The 19,509-nt window shown below is 39.3% G+C and carries 20 protein-coding genes, 1 other RNA gene and 1 other annotated feature; of the genes, 15 read left to right on the plus strand and 6 right to left on the minus strand.

Going from position 1 to position 19,509, the window contains the following annotated elements; genetic code table 11:
- Positions 1–164 precede the first annotated feature (164 nt).
- Complete coding sequence (locus tag ACDX78_RS06470; RefSeq protein ID WP_486026302.1) at positions 165–581, minus strand: general stress protein; 417 nt, start codon at positions 579–581, stop codon at positions 165–167.
- Between the two features lie 158 nt (positions 582–739).
- Here ACDX78_RS06470 and ACDX78_RS06475 point away from each other — a divergent pair, with 158 nt between their 5' ends.
- From ACDX78_RS06475 to ACDX78_RS06485, 3 genes are read left to right on the plus strand one after another with little or no spacing between them, the layout of a single operon-like run.
- Positions 740–1,435 carry a CBS domain-containing protein gene (locus ACDX78_RS06475; protein WP_486026304.1) on the plus strand — a complete coding sequence of 232 codons (696 nt, stop codon included), beginning with the start codon at positions 740–742 and terminating at the stop codon, positions 1,433–1,435.
- A 36-nt stretch (positions 1,436–1,471) separates the two neighbouring features.
- Positions 1,472–2,467 (plus strand): signal peptide peptidase SppA, encoded by a 996-nt coding sequence (gene sppA / locus ACDX78_RS06480; RefSeq protein ID WP_486026306.1) that lies wholly within the window; start codon positions 1,472–1,474, stop codon positions 2,465–2,467.
- A 12-nt stretch (positions 2,468–2,479) separates the two neighbouring features.
- A complete protein-coding gene (locus ACDX78_RS06485) occupies positions 2,480–2,938 on the plus strand; it encodes an RDD family protein (RefSeq protein WP_486026308.1) in 459 nt (152 codons plus the stop codon).
- Positions 2,939–3,199: 261 nt separating this feature from the next.
- On the opposite strand, the gene ACDX78_RS06490 is transcribed toward ACDX78_RS06485, so the two are convergent.
- The 4 genes from ACDX78_RS06490 to ACDX78_RS06505 form a co-directional block, all read right to left on the minus strand.
- Positions 3,200–3,889 (minus strand): ABC transporter ATP-binding protein, encoded by a 690-nt coding sequence (locus ACDX78_RS06490; protein ID WP_486026309.1) that lies wholly within the window; start codon positions 3,887–3,889, stop codon positions 3,200–3,202.
- Positions 3,886–4,263 (minus strand): GntR family transcriptional regulator, encoded by a 378-nt coding sequence (locus ACDX78_RS06495; protein ID WP_486026311.1) that lies wholly within the window; start codon positions 4,261–4,263, stop codon positions 3,886–3,888. The genes ACDX78_RS06490 and ACDX78_RS06495 overlap by 4 nt, the downstream gene beginning before the upstream one ends.
- A gap of 2 nt (positions 4,264–4,265) precedes the next feature.
- Positions 4,266–5,051 carry a hypothetical protein gene (locus ACDX78_RS06500; protein WP_486026313.1) on the minus strand — a complete coding sequence of 262 codons (786 nt, stop codon included), beginning with the start codon at positions 5,049–5,051 and terminating at the stop codon, positions 4,266–4,268.
- Positions 5,052–5,495: 444 nt separating this feature from the next.
- Entirely contained in the window at positions 5,496–5,651 is a 156-nt protein-coding gene (locus tag ACDX78_RS06505) for a hypothetical protein (RefSeq protein WP_486026315.1), read from the minus strand.
- A gap of 298 nt (positions 5,652–5,949) precedes the next feature.
- On the opposite strand from ACDX78_RS06505, the gene ACDX78_RS06510 reads away from it, so the two are divergent.
- From ACDX78_RS06510 to ACDX78_RS06530, 5 genes are all read left to right on the plus strand, one after another.
- On the plus strand, positions 5,950–7,551 hold the full coding sequence (locus ACDX78_RS06510; RefSeq protein ID WP_486026316.1) for a fatty acyl-CoA synthetase: 1,602 nt from the start codon (positions 5,950–5,952) through the stop codon (positions 7,549–7,551).
- A 99-nt stretch (positions 7,552–7,650) separates the two neighbouring features.
- A complete protein-coding gene (gene sspL, locus ACDX78_RS06515; RefSeq protein WP_486026318.1) occupies positions 7,651–7,791 on the plus strand; it encodes a small, acid-soluble spore protein L in 141 nt (46 codons plus the stop codon).
- A 4-nt stretch (positions 7,792–7,795) separates the two neighbouring features.
- Positions 7,796–8,053: a sporulation protein gene (locus ACDX78_RS06520; RefSeq protein ID WP_486026320.1), complete on the plus strand. Its 258-nt coding sequence runs from the start codon at positions 7,796–7,798 to the stop codon at positions 8,051–8,053.
- Between the two features lie 71 nt (positions 8,054–8,124).
- A non-coding RNA gene (ssrS, locus tag ACDX78_RS06525) (6S RNA) lies at positions 8,125–8,312 on the plus strand.
- A 173-nt stretch (positions 8,313–8,485) separates the two neighbouring features.
- Complete coding sequence (locus tag ACDX78_RS06530; protein ID WP_486026322.1) at positions 8,486–8,854, plus strand: VOC family protein; 369 nt, start codon at positions 8,486–8,488, stop codon at positions 8,852–8,854.
- 75 nt (positions 8,855–8,929) lie between these two features.
- On the opposite strand, the gene ACDX78_RS06535 is transcribed toward ACDX78_RS06530, so the two are convergent.
- Positions 8,930–9,478: a nucleotidyltransferase family protein gene (locus tag ACDX78_RS06535; RefSeq protein ID WP_486026324.1), complete on the minus strand. Its 549-nt coding sequence runs from the start codon at positions 9,476–9,478 to the stop codon at positions 8,930–8,932.
- Positions 9,479–9,785: 307 nt separating this feature from the next.
- Here ACDX78_RS06535 and ACDX78_RS06540 point away from each other — a divergent pair, with 307 nt between their 5' ends.
- From ACDX78_RS06540 to ACDX78_RS06570, 7 genes are all read left to right on the plus strand, one after another.
- Entirely contained in the window at positions 9,786–11,198 is a 1,413-nt protein-coding gene (locus ACDX78_RS06540) for an MDR family MFS transporter (RefSeq protein WP_486026326.1), read from the plus strand.
- Between the two features lie 440 nt (positions 11,199–11,638).
- Complete coding sequence (locus tag ACDX78_RS06545) at positions 11,639–12,856, plus strand: cation:proton antiporter (RefSeq protein ID WP_486026328.1); 1,218 nt, start codon at positions 11,639–11,641, stop codon at positions 12,854–12,856.
- A 658-nt stretch (positions 12,857–13,514) separates the two neighbouring features.
- On the plus strand, positions 13,515–14,483 hold the full coding sequence (locus ACDX78_RS06550) for a phosphotransferase (protein ID WP_486026330.1): 969 nt from the start codon (positions 13,515–13,517) through the stop codon (positions 14,481–14,483).
- Positions 14,484–14,499: 16 nt separating this feature from the next.
- Positions 14,500–14,928: a hypothetical protein gene (locus ACDX78_RS06555; RefSeq protein ID WP_486026332.1), complete on the plus strand. Its 429-nt coding sequence runs from the start codon at positions 14,500–14,502 to the stop codon at positions 14,926–14,928.
- Positions 14,929–15,624: 696 nt separating this feature from the next.
- Positions 15,625–15,896: a binding site (T-box leader), on the plus strand.
- Between the two features lie 50 nt (positions 15,897–15,946).
- The gene (locus tag ACDX78_RS06560) at positions 15,947–16,804 is read left to right on the plus strand and encodes an SAM hydrolase/SAM-dependent halogenase family protein (RefSeq protein ID WP_486026333.1); all 858 of its coding nucleotides are present in this window, start codon (positions 15,947–15,949) and stop codon (positions 16,802–16,804) included.
- Between the two features lie 365 nt (positions 16,805–17,169).
- Positions 17,170–17,988, plus strand: coding sequence for a cytochrome c oxidase assembly protein (locus tag ACDX78_RS06565; RefSeq protein ID WP_486026335.1), 819 nt, complete (start codon positions 17,170–17,172; stop codon positions 17,986–17,988).
- Between the two features lie 497 nt (positions 17,989–18,485).
- Positions 18,486–19,445 (plus strand): alpha/beta hydrolase, encoded by a 960-nt coding sequence (locus ACDX78_RS06570; protein ID WP_486026444.1) that lies wholly within the window; start codon positions 18,486–18,488, stop codon positions 19,443–19,445.
- Positions 19,446–19,509: the final 64 nt, after the last annotated feature.

Here is a 19,509-nt window from a genome sequence, read left to right on the forward strand (position 1 = left end):
GTTAGCTAATTGAAGGATTAATATTAATCAGCATAGCAGAATGAACGAAAATGTCAACGCGTTTGCATAATTGAAATAAATTAAATTATAACATGAAAAACCTCACTTGCGTAAACAAGTGAGGTGTCTATTTCTGTAGTATCTATGGTTATTACTGTGAACAATTAATCTCGCTGAATCATATCTTCCCTCATAGAAACCGTATCTGCAGTAGCGTCGTTTCCCATCCTTAATTGATTGTCTGCGATTATTACAATTTCTCCATCTTCTATTGCTTCTATGAACTTTTCAGCCTGTTTTTCCGATATATTTCCTTCTGTCAGCTTTTCATGAAGCGTTGAATGTGAATCGGTGTTATTCGAAAATAAGCTTTGCATCTTTTCCATAAATGTTGGTTGATTATTTTGATCGTCAGCCTCGCTTTCAACATTAACATCCGTGTTTTTAATCAAATCTTCTGTGTGGTCTTCATGGGTAAATAGAGAGATATTACTGGATTTGTAACCTTTTAATTCCAGAGTGGTTACCATTTTTCTCACTTCATCCGTGGATTCATAGGGTCCAAAAACTTCATTTCCCATCCTTTTCACCTCCTATTAATTAGAAGTATATATTGTTTTATTCCCGTTAATATATGAATTAAACGAAGTGAATCAGCTCATCTTAGACAAAGCTATGTTTGTCTTGATAAGGTTAAGGAAATAAAAAATAATACTGATCAATATATGAGGAGAATATAATGTATAAAAACTCGGAGAAATTTTTAACGGCATTTACAAAAATTGAGAAACAATTAAAATCTCGATTGGATAATCGAAGGGATGTAGGGTTTTCCCGATCTGTAAAAATATTGCAGAGTTCAAATGCTATAGTAAGGCGCTACATTGATGACTTATTGTCCTTTGCTGAGCTTCGGAATGCAATTGTACATAATAAAATTGACATGGCCTATGCGATTGCAGAACCGCATGATTCCATTGTGGAGCGAATCGAACGAATAGAAAAAGAGCTAACACACCCAAAATTAGTCGGTTCTATGTTTAACAAAAAGGTGTTTGCCTTCAAGGAAAATGATTCGCTGGTGGACATGCTGATCATGTTCCGGGAAAAAGACTTGTCTAAATTTCCCATATATGAGAATAATATGTTTAAGGGGTTGCTCACCCAAAAAGGGATAGCAAAATGGCTTGCAAATAATGCAACGGATCCCCAATTGGCAAAAAAGACATCTATTAAGGAAGTTCTTCCCTTTGAGGGGGAGAATAATTATAAATTTATTGCAAGTAAAGTTTCTGTTTACCGGGCTGTGGAACTTTTCAGGGAGCAGGTTGGCAGAGGGAAACGGCTGGAAGCATTGTTAATTACGAAAACTGGCATGCCGGAAGAAAAACTGGAAGGAATAATTACGGCTTGGGATATTTTAGATACGAATTAATTTGCTTATTTTCATCAAAAGACTGGAGGTTAAAGCATGAACACCAAAAGATGGGTTGCGCTTGCGATAGCAGTGGGGTTGTTTTTTGTTTCGATTGTTTTTCAATTTACAACGAATGTTGCTACAACCAATTTTGAAGAAACATTTAGTTTTTGGGATAGAGAATTTGAAGAAAATGTCATTGAGGAAGGAGACTTTAATGAAAGGATTGCTGTTCTTCATGTGGAAGGAGTGATCCAGGATGCTTCTACAAACGATCTAATGTCATCTTCAGCCTATAATCATAAGGAATTTCTGGAGATGCTGCAGCACGCTGCGATGGACAATACGGTGAAAGGCATTATTTTGCGCGTGAATACTCCTGGTGGGGGTGTGGTAGAAAGTGCTGAAATACATGATCAGATTGCAGAAATACAGGAAGAATATGAAAAACCTGTATATATATCTATGGGCAACACTGCAGCATCAGGCGGTTACTATATTTCAGCTCCAGCTGATAAAATTGTTGCGCACCCTGCCACTGTAACCGGATCGATCGGCGTTATTATGGAAAATATAAATTTTGGTGAGCTGGCGGATGATCTTGGGATTGACTTCAATACGATTACAAGCGGGGAGTATAAGGATATCATGTCGGCTACACGTGATATGACAGAAGAGGAGTTTGAGATTTTACAGACAATCATTGATGAAATGTATGATGATTTTGTACAGGTTATTGCAGATGGGCGAGGCATGGATGAAAATGAAGTTCGTGACTTAGGAGATGGGCGAGTCTACACTGGCCAGCAGGCACATGAAAATGGGCTTGTTGATGATTTGGGTTCCATGAATGATGTGATTTCCATGATTCAAGAAGATTATGATCTGCAGCAGGCTTCTGTCATTGAATATGAAGCGAATGTTGGTTTTAGCCAATATCTTATGGGAGCATTTAAGAATACCTTTGGTTCTGATACAGATATGCTGGGACTCCAGGAATTGCTAAGACAATCCAATGCACCAAGTGCCATGTATTTATATACGAAATAGGAGGTGACTCTAATGAGTGAAGAGCAAGAAGTATCCAATACATGGACGGAACCAAGATTTGCCGGCTTCTGGATGAGGTTTTGGGCATATTTGACTGACTTGCTTATCGTTTTCAGTATCAACGGCATTTTGCTAAGTCCTCTAGGTTTTATGAATGACGGACTCCCGCTGGAAATAGGCTTCTGGACGGTAGCAGGGATTGCAGGCTCTGTCATTTTTTATTTGTATTTCCTGCTGATGACCCGATTTTACTCCCAGACGCTCGGGAAAATGATTTTCGGCTTGAAAGTAGTGCGGGAAGATTTTACAGCATTAAAATGGAGTGATCTTCTTTTCAGGGAAGTGGTTGGCAGGTTTTTTCACCGTGTGTTTTTCTTTACTTTTCTGCTGTATATGATGGTTGGTTTTACGTCAGAGAAGCAGGGAGTGCATGACGTTATCGGAAATACGCGAGTGATATTTGGCGATTGAATGGTTAAAAACTGGGGATAAACCAAGCGACCAAACCCTGGACATAACATATAGCAGGTGGAATTCTCACTGAATTTGAACAAGCCATTCACTCTTAGCGAGTTTGAGGACAATAAGTAACTATTGTCTGTAAGTGTAGATATGTGTAGGCAATGGACAAAAGTGTGAAGGTAACTCGGGAGATTCTGTGAGACGTAGAGTATGGGGAGGAACTCAATCCTTTAGGAAAGGTTCCCCTCTATTCGAACGCTATCCCAATTCTTATTCATATACTTCGGTCATCCAGTCAACGATGCTTTGCTGGCTTTCTTTTCTTAAATCTTCCACGTTATAATGGGCAATAATGTTTCCGGCTTTGATCGCTACAACTTCATCGAGGATATTTTCCACTTCTCTAATCTCGTGTGTCGTTAGGAGAATAAGTTGTTTTTCCAAATCCACAAAGGAGATAAGCCCTTTTACAATCGAATTTCGCACCATGGGATCAAGTCCGGAAAACGGCTCATCCATCAAGACGACAGGTGCACTCCGGGCTAACGAGAGAACAATTTTTACTCGCCCGCGGTTCCCTTTGGACAGATGTTTTAATTTTTTCATTGGGTCAAGCTTCATAAATTTCATGATCTCATATGCTTTTTCTAAATCGAAATCCGCAAACTGACTAGCCTGAAATTCAATCGCCTGCTTTACATTGAAAAAGCGATAGTACTCATCAAGTTCTGAAAGGTATGAAACAGATGAAGCATTTTTTCGAGTCACTTTTTCCCCGTTCACCGTGATTTCTCCGCCAGTAGGATGGTTTAACCCGGCAATCAGTTTTAACGTCGTTGATTTTCCGCTGCCATTCTCACCAACAAGACCAATTATTTTTCCTTTCGTAAGCGATAAACTAACCTGATTTAATGCATTTTTTGTCCCATATTTTTTCGTTACATTCGATAATTTAATCATTCCTTACTCTCCTTCTCATCTAAAAATTCAGTTACTCCCCGTTTAATTTCCGCTTTAGTATAGCCCATTTCATACATTTGCTGTGTGAAATTCATCATAATTTCCGCCTTCATTTCTTCACGGATGGATGCAAGCACATCCTTATCCTCTGTAACAAACGTCCCTTGCCCGCGTTTTGACTCTACAATTTTCATGTATTCCAGCTCCCTATAAGTTCGTTGTACCGTATTGGGATTGACATTGACTTCCATGGCCATCTCTCGAACAGACGGAAGCTTATCTCCCGAAATTAATTCTTCGCGAATAATTCGTTTCTTGATGAGTTCCGCGATCTGTTCGTAAATTGCCTTTGAAGAATGGAAAAGATCTGCCATTTTTACACCTCAGCTTTTTTTTCAATGATCCAGCAAGCAGTGATAAACATAATCACTGTGACAATAAGTTCTCTTACAAAATGTCCGATATAGAAAACAGATGCTTCACTGATTGTTTCTACTTCAAAGGCATCTTTAACAATACTGAATTCAAATTCGACAGTAATATCCTTTAATTGAATAGCACCCCAGTTTGTCAGTGTTTCCATGAAAGCCAAATGAATAAACTTATCATAAGCCCAAGCCATTATGAGGAAAACTATGAAAGTCAAAATAAAGCTTAGAAAGTCATTCATTCTCTTGCTGAGTGTCAGAAAAATCGACCAAAAGAAAATAAACGTAATTGCAATAGATAATCCGTAAACAAAAATACTAATTGATATTAATCCAACAATATTAGCAATTGTTTGTTCATTGAAAATATCATAATGATGATTGAAAAATAAAGCTAATGAGGTGATCGCAATAATAAAAGTAAATCCCTTAAATACTATTCCTGTAACAAGTTTTGAAATTAGCAATCCTGCAATTGGCATTGGAGTATGCAGCCATAGATGCAGCCTTTTTCTTTCCACATTTAAGCTATATAAGGAATAGAACATCAGAGAAAACACGTGCAGCATCACTATGATTATAAAGGCTGCTGTAAGAAATTCTTGTTCATAACCAATATAATTGCCAAAAAAATACCCCCCTGCAACCACACCTGCAAACAAAATCAAAGCAACAAGAAAAGCAGGCAAACCAAGTCGAAATTCCTTCTTTGTTAAAGCCAACCATGCATTCATTTTACATCCTCCTATAATGTATCAGTGTACTATTTAAATAGTACACTGATACATTAGTGTTTGTCAATATACTTTTAAAAAAAGGTTTGACACACAGTGACTTGCTGTGTGACAAACCTAGGCCATAACATATAGAGGGCAGTAAAATATATCCTTTTAGCCCAGACTGGGAAGTAACGATATAAACTTACCAGATCGCAATAAAAATATACCTTTAGAGTAACTGAAAAAGAACATAAAGTTATAATAAATATATAATTTCATAAATGGAAGTTCCCGATGTAGTATAGAACTTTTTGAAAAAACCGTAATACATCGGGGTTATTTCAAAAAAAGGGTTGAACAAGTGGAGTAAGAGGAATCATGGTGCCATGAACGGTAATATGCGCGAATTGCATGGTGAAAATCAGAAATGGAACTTGATTTGTGTTTTGTCGCACGCTTTTATCTTTTTTCCACAAACAACAAAATAAATGTAGCAATTGGCCCAAGCAGTAATGAAAGTAAAAACCAATTAATCCCAGTACGATTCTTCCCCTGTGCCAAACCTGCATTAATTAAGGCCAGTGTTCCCCAGCCTACGAAATATTCATTATTCATTTTGTACTCCCTCCAGAAAGCTAGATGTTTTTCCTGACGGCTAAGGCTTTTACTCCAATATAAGACCAATAAGTAACCGAATGAAGAAAAATCATTGTCGTTTTTGTCGCTCATAACCCCTCTAAACGAGCGAATGATATATTTGCTTCATTAGCGCGAGGCAGGGTTTCAAAAAACAGGACAGTTCGTATTTTATCACAATATATTCTTGTGTTGAGAAGAAATCTGAATTAAAATAAAAAGAAGGAATATTCAGCAATTGATTCATTATAAAATATCATTTGAGGGAGTGGAGAAAATGAATACGGAAACAAATATCCATAGCGACCTGGAAAAAATGTTAGCGCGTACAAGACGTAACACACTGGGAGATTTGCTGGTAAGAACCCGGGAGCGTATGCCGGAAAAAGCAGCTGTTGTGTATGAATCACAGCGACTAAATTATGCTGAATTGGACGACCTGGTTAATCAGACTGCACATGCATTTTTGGCAGATGGTATGAAAAAAGGGGACATGATTACCGTGATGTCCAAAAACAGTCTTGATTTCATTGTGGCGAATTTTGCCCTGGCTAGAATTGGAGCGGTGATGATTCCGATTAACTATATGCTTTCCACAGAAGATATTCAATATATTCTGGAACATGCAGAAATAAGCGGGTTTATTGCTTCTGAAGAATACGCCCCAATCCTGGATAAGTCAGCAGGGAGGTTAGAAATTAAATTCCGCTATTTAATGGATGTGCTTGGTTCCTTTGAAGGAGAGCTATCGGTATGGACGCCGTTATCCATGGCACGTGACGGTCAGCCTGCAGATTTTGTTGATGCGGATTTACACGATGACGACCTTGCTCATGTACTGTATACAAGTGGAACAGAATCACGTCCTAAAGGTGTCATGCTTTCCCATAAAAGTCTGATCAGTGAGTATGTGAGCTGTATAGTGGATGGTAAAATGGAGTCCCGCGATATTGCTATTCATGCTTTGCCGCTTTACCATAGTGCGCAGTTGCATGTGTTTCTCGGTCCAAGCATATATGTAGGAGCGAGCGGAATTGTTCTCGGTTCGGCGAGTCCGGAAGTAATTTTAAAAGCGATTGAAATAGAAGGGGCAACCCAGTTATTTGCACCGCCAACTGTATGGATTGCACTTCTTCGCCATAAAGACTTTGATAAACGTGATTTATCCACCCTGGAAAAATGTTATTACGGCGCTGCAATTATGCCGAGGGAAATTTTAAAAGAGCTTGCAGAACGCCTGCCAAATGCGAAGTTTTGGAATTTTTACGGACAAACGGAAGTCGCTCCTCTTGCTACCGCATTGCAGCCGGAGGATCAATTGCGCAAGCTGGGTTCGGCTGGCGTTCCTTCCCTGAATGTGCAAACAAAAATCGTGGATGAAGAAGGGAAGGAAGTAAACCGAGGGGAAATTGGTGAAATTGTCCACCGTACTCCACATGCGATGAAAGGATATTTACATGACCCGGATAAAACGGCAGCATCTTTTAAGGACGGATGGTTCCACAGTGGAGATTTAGGTGTGATGGATGAAGAAGGGTATGTCACAATTATTGATAGGAAAAAAGATATGATTAATACAGGTGGTGTCAATGTTTCAAGCAGGGAAGTGGAAGAAACACTTTATCAATTGGAGGCTGTTTCAGAAGTGGCTGTAATCAGTATTCCTGATGCTTACTGGATCGAAGCGGTATCCGCCATCATTGTTCCGAAAGAAGGAATGAGTGTAACAGAAAAGGATGTAGTGGAGTTTTGCCGAGCACGATTGTCGAAATTCAAGGTTCCTAAATATATTGACTTTACGGATGAGTTGCCCAAGAATCCAAGCGGGAAAGTGTTGAAAAGATCGTTGAGAGATAAATATGAAGCATATTGGAAATAGGTGTTTTAAAAAGCACTATGTTTAGCGGCATAGTGCTTTTGCATTAAATAAGAATAGGTTACCTTTTATTTTGCAACAATAGTACTGGAGGTGTTTACAGTGAGCAAAAAGAAAAATCAGTACAGCAAACGAAGAAACGATACGAGCATAAACCCACAAGGTTTAACTGAAGACACGGAAGATCAGCAGCCTAAATCCCAGTTGGAACAGCGGGCTAAGAAAAAGAATACAAAGATTTAAGAAGGTGAACAGTATCGATCATACTTTGAAATATTTAATCGAGGCGTTGTCGAATTATAGGGCGAACAAACTATGTCAAAGTGTCATTGCAAAATTAGAAAAAAATAATTACAAAAGTGAGGAAATGTTTGTAAAAGCACTGGATGAAGAAGAAACAACTTATTTAAATGATGTACTGGAAAATGAGTTGGCGTACGCTAAACGGGTCCAGTATGACGAAAGGGTGAAAGAACTGACAGAGGTATATGAGTTGTTATTCTAAAATTAGACATAAAATTAGGATATTATTCCCATTGCAAAATAGCAGTGAAAGGTTTAATATATAATTATAAATACAAGCTACATTGTTCGTATTTCACTTAAGTTTTAACCTCTAAAGAGATAATAGGGAGTTTTACATTGAGACTCAAATGTCGAGCCGTCATTGTGTAGCGGAAGACAGGAAAGTTTCTGCAGACACCCACCTAGTGATGTGGTGGTTAAAAACTTGTTATCTTAAATACGGCAATTGTGGCCTGTATCATACATAGTATTGGGAGCCGGTTTCTTAAATGAAGCTGGCTTTTTTGTTGTGGGATAGTGGGGGCGTGGTACCTATCCCGCTGTATAAGTAAAACAGGTCTCTACTGATTTGAAAATGGTATTATCTTCTTATCGCTCGAACTGGTAGTGTTAAGTTAAGGAGGAGATCAAAATGAATTTTCAATATGAGGCATTGGATCACGTACAATTAGCATCACCAGCAGGGAGTGAGGAACAGGCGCGTGATTTTTACCGGAATAAGCTCGGGTTTAATGAAATAGAGAAGCCGGAAACATTAAAGAAAAATGGGGGAGTATGGTTTCAGGCAGGTGCTGTTCATATCCATATTGGGGTAGCAGAACAATTCACTCCAGCAAAGAAAGCACATCCGGCCATCCGGGTGAAAAACTTAGAAGTACTAAAGGAACACCTGCAGAACGTCGAAATAGATTTTACTGTGGATGACCGTCTTCCTGGGGCAAAACGGTTTTATGTTTCAGATCCATTTAAAAATAGAATTGAATTTTTGGAATGGGAATAAGTTCCGTGGGAAATGCCTCTCCAAGTTAGAGTGGTTAACTTGGAGGGGCGTTGTTATTTATAAAAATAATTAAGTTTATACCAATGCTGTTTTCCATTTTTTTGTCTCTAATCTTTTATGATAGATTTTCATTCGCTCACGCGAAATCTTGAAATATGGAGTGGGCTTTACTTCCAAATTAAATAAATCATGTACTCCATGTGGTGCACTTAGAATGAGTTCCCCTTTATCATTCAATTGAACGGCAAGAGCCGTAGCCGTCTCTGGAAATTTGGCGACTGCATCTACGGTACTTGTGTAAGGGTCTACGTTATTCCTTACATGCATTCTTGCTTGGTTTTTTACAGACCAGGGTACGTTAGGCTGCAATGCCAGCAGTTTCTTCTCAAAGCGTTTTTCCTCCGATACATTCAAATTGGTATCATCAAAATAAACAATATCCACGTCTGTCAAAGGAGTCCTATCTTTAAAATGATGCAAAGCATCCCACACTTTTGATCGTACAAAACCTGCACAAATCCAGCAATCAGGTAAATGGAATGTTTGTACTGTTTCCAAAATATCCATCATCCATGCATCTGAACGGATTAGCTTAATCACATCTTCTTTCGTAGCTATTTTCATCATCTTCCCCCTCGTATTTCATTATAAAGACATTATTTCCAGGAATACAGTGACTAGGTACCATTACGGTGAGACGAGCATTTAGCGCAGTCCCAGATCTTTACGGTGGGACGAGCATTTAGCGCAATCCCAGATCTTTACGGTGGGACGAGCATTTAGCGCAGTCCCAAATCTTTACGGTGGGACGAGCATTTAGCGCAGTCCCAAATCTTTACGGTGGGACGAGCATTTAGCGCAGTCCCAGGCACTGTAAGTATGATACAATGGTTATTGTTTGTAGAGCGTTTGCAACGAGGAGATGATTGATATGAGTAATACTAAAACAGAAAATCCGGAACAGATAAACAAGCTTCCCATCGTTGCAGTACTTATTACTGGGGCGTTTTTAGCCATTTTAAATCAGACATTGCTTGCTACTGCCATCCCCCATATCATGGAGGATCTAAATTTAACAGAGAATACAGCTCAGTGGGTAACAACTGTTTTTATGCTAGTGAATGGGATTATGATTCCAATCACAGCCTTTTTAATTGAAACTTTCACAGCAAGAAAATTATTTCTAACAGCAATGAGTATATTTGCATTTGGCACACTGGTATGTTCGTTTGCTCCCGATTTTACGTTGTTAATGATTGGACGGGTTATTCAGGCTGCCGGTGCAGGAATTATGATACCCCTTATGATGACCATATTTTTGCTGATCTTTCCCATTGAGAAAAGAGGGACTGCAATGGGGACAGTTGGACTGGTCATTGGATTTGCACCTGCTCTGGGGCCGGTTATTTCCGGCTGGCTGGTTGAACAGTATCCATGGAGAGCATTATTTTATGTTGTACTGCCCTTCGCTATTATCAATATAATCATAGCTTATTTTGTAATGAAAAATGTGACAGAACAAACTTACCCAAAGGTGGATGTATTATCTATTATTCTTTCTACTTTAGGTTTTGGAGGATTGCTGTTAGGTTTCAGCTCTGCAGGAAATGTTGGCTGGACAGATACTGTGGTGGCTCTGTCATTGTCTGTCGGTGCTGTATCACTGACCGCTTTTATTCTAAGACAGCTGAAGCTCAAACAGCCTATTTTGGAATTTCGTGTGCTGAAAAATAAAATATTCACGATAAGCACAGTTATCGGAATGATTGCTTTCATCGGGTTGATTGGGGCAGAAACTATTTTACCAATTTATATGCAGACGATGGCAGGGTATACTGCGCTGCAATCCGGGTTGATAATTCTTCCCGGTGCGTTGATTATGGGTTTTATGTCCCCGGTTAATGGCAGGATTTTTGACAAATTCGGTGCAAGGTATCTGGTCATTACAGGGTTAACGTTATTAACAATTACTTCTTTTCTTTATACCACGTTGACACCGGAGACGTCGCTTGCTTTTATTACGACTGTTTTTGCCATACGTATGTTTGGAATATCGATGATTATGATGCCCGCAACCACGGCTGGCTTGAACCAGCTACCGAATAAGCTAATTCCGCACGGTTCTGCTATGACGAATACAATGAGACAGGTGGCAGCTTCGATTGGCACGGCCATTTTGATCACGGTGATGACAGCGACTGCATTAAACACCGGACCTGATGCAACTCCTGCTGATTTAATTCATGGTGTGAACATATCTTTTTATGTTACTACAGGACTTTCCTTGATAGGTCTGGTTTTAGCTTTTTATATCAAAGGAACAAGGCCGACAGCGCAAGCCTGAAAAAGGGTAGAAGTACGAGTGAATTAATAGTTGGTGAGGTGTTCCATTGCTTATGGGGGCACCTTTTTTTATTTGTGGGTGATTGTTCGGTAAATCGAAAATTACAGCATGGCAGGAGTGGAAATTATTTCCCCAGATGCCAGTTCCATAGTGGCAATTCCATTCTTAAAGATTGGTAGACAGTTTTTCTACGTGGTTGTCTTTCTACGTGTTTACAAATGTATATGTTTTCTTAGATCCGATAAATCGATTTAAATATTAAACGTTTAAAATATATCTTGTCTAACAACAGTCTATTCGCAAAATTATTGACACTCCCGTATATGCAGTGATAAATTTGTATGAGTATAATGCAGATGCACTTGCATTGACTGCTGATAAATTGAATCCATTACAGCAACTACATAGCAACTCTGGCCTCCTGTGGGGAAAAATACTGAATGAAACGAGTTTTGATTATGCCTGATCATCATCTATTAGTCGACAACCTTACCTCAGTATGGTGGATAGTGCTGGTGGCAGCACTCGCACCAATAATTGCGCTTATCTCGCGTAGATATGTGCCTGATGTGGTTTGGCTGCTTGCATTCGGAGTTATCATTGGTCCTAACATGCTCGGGCTGGCTGAGCAGACTGAGGCCGTGGAGTTTCTTCGTGAACTGGGCATGGGTTTTCTGTTTTTGCTGGCAGGTTTTGAAGTCAGTACCTCTGATATGCGAGCGCGCCAAGGCAAACATGCCGCCCTCACATGGATGATTTGCGCCGTATTGGGTGTGGGTGCTGGCCTTTTACTTACCAATGGTGAATTCCGTGTAGCTATAGTGCTCGCTATCGCCTCTACTTCAACGGCTCTGGGAACATTATTGCCTATCCTGAAGGACTCAGGGGGGATGAATACCCCACTGGGCAGGGCGACGATGACGCATGGTGCATACGGAGAGCTGCTTCCAATAGTGGCCATGTCACTGTTGCTTTCCACGTTCGCAACATGGCAGGCTTCGGTGGTTCTGATTGTCTTCGCCATCATTGCTGTTCTGGTAGTCGGTATTCCAATACGATTCATTCGAAGGGTCCCACTGCTTGGCAAGGCCGTGGTATCGGCATCCAATACAACAATGCAAACGACGCTGAGAATGACTGTCTTTGCATTGGTTACCCTAATGTTACTCACAGCAATATTTGAACTTGATATCGCACTGGGAGCATTTTCTGCAGGACTCCTGCTCAACGTTGTATTTAAAACTTTTTCACCAGAGCATGGGAAGGAAATTGCACACAAAGTTGAAATTGTAGGGTTTAGCTTCCTGATTCCGATTTTCTTTGTCACCAGCGGAATGGGAATTAACCTCGGTCAGGTGCTCGGGGAATGGCAGCTTCTGCTGGGATTCGTCGCTTTGATTGCGATTGTTCGCGGTTTGGTGGTCTTCCTTAGAGAACGTTGGAGCAACACATATTCCGGTATCGAATCATCGAGAGAACAGATTGCTTTAGGCTTATATTCCGCTACTGGGCTGCCTATTATCGTTGCAGTGACACAGATTGCTGCGTCTTCGGAGGTTATTGATCAGGTAACGGCTGCTACTATGGTGACTGGCGGGGCACTGACGGTGCTCATCTTCCCCCTTATCGCAAACTTCATTCTGCGGAAAAATAACTGAAAAGACAGCTTAAGTGGTGATTCACATAGCATTTGAGCGCGTAGTTCTAAGGTCCTTAGACGTTGAAGAAATTGAAAAAGTACTGAAAGCTGAGATTGATGTCAATCTCAGCTTTTCTATTACTAGTATAAGTAGTAGAATCTAAGATAAGTGAGTGAAACTAATGTTACATAAACAGGTGGGGCCTCTGTGGGTTGAAGCCGGTTTTTTAACGAAATTATATAAATAGCGACTGAAAGATATAAAACTGCTAGATATGTTTATCAATACTACAATACAGATGGTGAACAAACTTAGTGAATTTCTTACCGAGAATTTCTCCGTGGATGGGATGTTTCCAGTAGTGGGACTATAAATATATAAATATCTCTAGGCGAACAATGGGTCCTGCCGCGAAAGTTATAATCAATTCTCTTGACCCTTTCATCAAATCATCTAATTGGTCAGCAACTGAAGAAGAAGGTCCTATTCCGACCTGAAAGGTCGTTATTTAAATAGATTAATGAAACGTGTGCTAACATTCTGCAAAGGGTAATCAAGTCATTTACACAAAATTATTGACACTCCCATTACCAATTTTCCCATGATAAAATACAGGATGTTTAAGATATATATAGAAATATATATTAAGGATAAAATTTAGGTGGGGGAATACGAGATGAATTTTAACATAAAAACAAAGCACACGTTAATTGATGAAGCATCGATAAAAGAGTTGCTGCATGATTATAATCTGGATAAGATCAAACAGTGTCAGTTTCTCACAAGCGGGTTAAATGATACGTATTATATCAAGGATGCACGCCGTGCTTATATTTTCCGGGTATACCGTCATAACTGGCGGGACGCGTCGGGGATTTTATTTGAGCTAGATGCATTAAATCATTTAAAGAAACAAAAGTTTCCCCTTTCTTCACCTATCAGTAAAAAGGATGGGTCTTATCTATGTGAAATCAAAGTACCTGAAGGATTGAGGTATGGTGTGTTATTTTCATATGCAAATGGGGAAAGACCTATAGTAAATACAGATCATTCCTTTCTTATGGGAAAAACACTTGGTAAAATGCATGTACAGACGGATAACTTTCAAACGAGAGAGGACCGAGGGTTTGAAATAGACACTGCTTATTTACTAGACAAGCCAAGTTCATTCATAACGCCTGTACTAGAAACATATTTTGATAAAGAAGTCGTAAAGTCCTTCCATGATACCATTGAAAAAATTAAAATAGAATTGGAAGAAAGGAATTTGGAAATAGGTTTTTGCCACGGGGATTTTCATAATCACAACATGCATATCAAAAGCAAAAAGCTGGAGATTTTTGATTTTGATTGCTGCGGAATTGGTTATCGTGCTTATGATATTGCGGTCTCCTGGTGGAATTTGATCACTAATTACAAAAATGATGAAAAAGAATGTTGGGATGCATTTTTGCAAGGATACCTGACTGAACGGGATTTACGTAAAGACGATTTTTATGTATTGCCTTTTTTGACAACAGCAAGAAGAATCTGGCTCCTTGGTACCATGCTTGAAAATGATGATGTCTGGGGAAGAAACTGGATAAACAAACAAGCATTGGAGTTATTTATACTGCAATTAAAAACAGATCATATAACGGGTTAATAGGAGTGTGGTGGTAATGGAAATAACTGCAGGACTTTTATTCTACGCTGGTTTTCTGTTCTTCACTTTGGTTACAGCCATTGTAAGTAATTTTAAAAACAGGCTGATACCTTTTGCTTATATAACAATTATTCTCTCTCTTGCTGTACCGCTTATGAATTTATTGTTCATCACCGGTAAGCCTGCGGATATAACAAGCACGTCATATCTCTTGCAAGAATTTCAAGCAAGGAATCTTTGGGCTGTTCTCCTTATCATCATGTACATCTATTTGGCTGCGTGGATTGTGTTGTTTATTTATACGCTGTACGGGAAAAGTTTTAACAATGGATATCGTTATGTTTCTGAAAAATGGAAAGAACTATGGATGTATATTTCAAAGAAAATAAAAGAATTAAAGAAACAGAAATCTATGGAAAAAGAACGTAAAGCGGGAGAAAAGTAATGAGAGGCGTTTTTCTTAATTTAGATTTACCTTTCACTTGTAGTTTTATGAATATTTCTATAGTATATTGAATAATATTACATTGGTGCTTTAGCTGGTGCATAAATCCGGAAATCATTTGGAGAGCCGCAAGCTGCCACTTGCGACTCCGACAGTTACCTTAAGGATGCGGCGGCTTTTCATTGGATAAAAGTAATGTTCCCGTACGGTCAGACATCCAGGGACGAGTTACTTTTTTCCACGGGTATCAACAATTAACAGAACTAGCGTAGCAAACATAAACATAAGATGCATCGTCGTGTCAATCGGAATCAAAATTTTTCACCCTTTCACCGGGGGGTTTTTTCAGCCGCCAATAAAAGAATTCTATAGCTTTAACCGAAGCTCATCCAAGGGTAGTCCTGTCATTATCAGTATACTATAAAAAATACATTTAATGTGGTAATTTTTAGAAAATGGTACAAAGTTCACAGCTTTCTGATATAGTCCTAAAACTTATTCACTGTAAAACGCATGCAAATAGTAGCATGCTTTTCCACCCTAAAAGTAACTTGTTATACTGCTTTTTTCCTATGTGAAAATATGGGATAACTATAAGGAGTTCAAGCTGAACTAGTGCTAACTATGAAATATGGAATCCGTAATTCTTGCTTTATGTTTCAATTTTACTTATAATAATTTTTAATATTCATCTTAAAAAAGGCGATGAAGAGGAAAAGTAGGGTTTAGCTATTTTTTAACAGAGAGCTTCGGATGGTGAAAAGAAGCAAAAATACGAATCTGAACAATGGCCTCTGAGCTCCGTGCTGAACGTATTTAAATACCAGTAAGTTCCGGCGGATTTGGTAGTCGTTATTTATACCAAAGTATAAAAAAACGTTGAAAAGTTTTTCGTACTAGTTGAGGCTGTATGTGTGAGCATGCAGTGAAGTAAGGTGGAACCACGTAAATTCAACCACGTCCTTACCGTTTTTCGGTAATGGCGTGGTTTTTTAATTTTTATATGGGAGGACTTGAAATGAAAAGAAGCTTGGTATTGCAAACCGACTTTGGACTTAGTGATGGTGCTGTAAGTGCAATGTACGGCGTAGCAATTTCTGTAGACCCTGATTTGCGCATATTTAACTTGACCCATGATATACCAAATTACAATATATGGGAAGCTTCCTATCGGTTATTTCAGACGATCACGTATTGGCCGGAAGAAACGGTTTTTATTTCCGTTGTCGACCCAGGAGTAGGAACAGAGCGTCTAAGTGTAGTTGTTAAAACAGTAGATAATCAATATATTGTGACGCCTGATAATGGTACTTTAACCCATATTAAAGATCATATCGGCATTGTGGAAGCCCGTATGATTGACGAGAAGGTGAACCGGCTTCCGAAATCTGGTGAATCGTATACTTTTCATGGTCGTGATGTATATGCCTACACCGGCTCAAGATTGGCTTCAGGTGTTATATCTTTTGAGGATGTTGGTCCGCCTGTAGAGGTGAGTGAAATTATCGCATTGCCAAAGTCTGATGCAAATGTAGAGGGAGATGTGATCTCAGGTCATATTGATATTCTGGATATTCGCTTTGGCAACTTATGGACAAATATTAACCGGGAATTATTTAAACAGGCTTCCATTGCCTATGGCGACACGCTGGAAGTGACGATCACTCATAATGATCAGCAAGTGTATAAAAATTATATTAAATATGTCCGTTCATTTGCTGCCAGCCGCCTTGGTGAACCGCTTTTGTATGTAAATTCGCTGGATAAAATCGGCGTCGCGCTTAATCAGGGATCTTTTGCGAACGCGTATCATATTCGGACGGGGAGTAATTGGAAAATAAGTATGTGTAAAATGGAAAAGGGGGCTAGGGTTTGATTCGTAACAACTTTTGTGATTAAAATCAGTCAAAGGATAAAAGAGAGGGCTTGCCATTGCTCGAAAAACTGAAAAGCATCAAAATTTAATACCAAGAGAAAGCGTCTCGATTACCTCATTGGCTGAAAACTGTTGAATGAAGACCTCGAGAAATCTTCTCAGGTATATGAATATGGGAAAAAGCAAAATGAGACACTAGGGGGCGCGGCAAGTTATGTAATTGTGTATCTGCAGCCGTTGAATCACAAAAGAATCGTTTCGGGTAAGCAATGTGTCATTATATTGTTATATCTCGGACAGCCTTACATCTTCTTATCAAGTATACTTTTAATAGGAATTAGTAGTATGTGAAAGAAGGTGTACCTATGCTGGATATTATTCTTGATGAATTTCACTTTTCGACGATGTGGAATGGTGGGATATTTTTATTTACTCTGTTTGCATTAATTATTTATTTTTTTATTTTACCTGAGGATGATAAGTTTTCGATAAAAAAAGCAATCCTTTTTGTAGCAGGTATGATTGCTGTATTTGCTGCACTGGGCAGCCCGTGGAATATTATTGGCAGAATCCAGTTCAGCACGCATATTATTCAATTGATTTTACTGCTGTTCGTTGCGCCGCCGTTATTAATCATGGGCTTTAAAATGAGAATATTCGATAAAATTAAATCGATTTCTTTTTTGGATAAATCATTTCATTTCCTAACTAAATCAGTTGTAGCAACAGTTCTGTTTCAATTGTTTTTTTATGGCTATCACATTCCGGCTATTTTTGATTTCGCACGAATGGATCTTTATTTAAATTACTTTTTTCTGTTGGCTATTTTTATAGCGGCTATATTAATGTGGATTCCGATTATATCGCAAAATATATTATCCAAAAAGCAAAAAATGGGCTATATATTGATAAACAGTGCACTGCTTATGGCGTACAGTTTGCTTTTAATCCTTTCAGGAGAGGCACTTTATGTCATTTATACAGATGTTGATTTATTCGTATCTTCCCTGGAAGCCTGTTTTCCAGATTTGGATTCAGTGCCTGATGACTTTTTTGCTGCCCTGCTTCCATTTGAGCCGATACATGAGCAAAAACTTGGCGGCTGGTATTTATTGGCAGGACAACTCATTATATTTGCGGTTGCGGCCTTGCTCACATCTCTTAAAAAAGGTTGTTCAGCATAGCGTATTGGTTGACTTACGGCTTTCTTTTCCACTTTTTGTGAAAAGTAAGCCTTTTTCATGGTCTAGGAAATTATAAAATTTGTGAGCTGTGGTTAAATTGATAATGTAATTTAGCCACGGCCAGCTCCAGCGCCCAGCGCGACTTCCTTCACCTCCGTACGATAAGTCAACATTGGCACCGATGTTGAAGGAAGGCCGACTAAAATCGGACTTTGCGTCCAACGTCGGCATCCCCTATGAAGGGGCATGTTTCCTTTATCTCCTACGGAAGGAATGATCAGCTAAATACGCCGCTTTGCGCGGCAACGCTGATCCACCTTGCATGGCCAATCTTTACGGTGGGACGAGGAACTACTGTACCGTAGTCCCAAGACGCAGTCCGTACGTCGCTAAACGGGCGTTTCCGCTTGTGTTCTGGAGAGTTGTTAACAAGTACCATAGAGAATACTTGCTTATTTTATGTATAATAGAGTGAGAGACTCATAGGGGGGAATAGCATCTTGAAGAAAAAAAGATGGATAAAAATTGGCGTGGGACTGCTTTCCATCCTGTTAATTATAAATATGATCGCAAGTTTCTATTTTTATAATCTAGCCATTGAGCGGAATGTGAAGGACTTCTTAGTTGATAATTCCGATTTGGAAGTCTCTGCAGAAGCAATGGATATTTTTATAGATGGGGGTTGGCGTGATTGGGCAGATAACCAGAAGTTCGAACAATGGGAATTGACTTCATATGATAGCCTGAAACTTCAGGGGTACTTTCTAGAAGCAGAGGAACCATCGAATAAAACTGTTATTTTTGCCCACGGCTATCTCGGACATGCAAGAGATATGGCTTTATATGGACAATATTACTATGAAGAGCTCGGATATAATATGCTTACAGCCGATATGCGGGGGCATGGCCAGAGTGAAGGAGACTATATCGGTTTTGGCTGGCATGACCGGCTGGATTATTTGGATTGGCTAGATCTTGTTTTGGAAAATCAGGGTGAGGATACGGAAATTGTGTTGCATGGCTTGTCCATGGGCGCGGCGGCGATGTTAATGGTCAGTGGAGAGAAACTTCCTGTAAATGTCAAAGCTGTGGTTGCCGACAGTCCATATGCAAGTGTGTATGATTTGTTTGATTATCAGCTTGATCGAATGTTCAACTTGCCATCATTCCCAGTACTTCCAAGTACAAGTCTGGTTACGCAATTACGTGCAGGATATTCCTTGACAGAGGCCTCTGCAATGGATCAGGTGAAAAAGGCGGAAGTTCCTATTTTATATATTCACGGAAAAGAAGATACCTTTGTTCCTACAGCCATGGCTGAGAAGTTATATGAAAATACGAAAAGTGATTCGGAAATATATTTATTTGACAACGCCGGTCATGGGGAAGCATTTGTCACACAGGAAGAGAGATATATAGAGAAATTGAATGCTTTTTTGGGAAAATATTTGGACTAGGAAAAAGGGACTGCCACATAAGTCGTAAAACAGACTTAGGGAAGGCAGTCTTTTTCTCATTAAT

Origin of the sequence: Virgibacillus oceani (genome assembly GCF_041521345.1) — a bacterium.
Taxonomy (GTDB): domain Bacteria; phylum Bacillota; class Bacilli; order Bacillales; family Amphibacillaceae; genus Virgibacillus_N; species Virgibacillus_N oceani_A.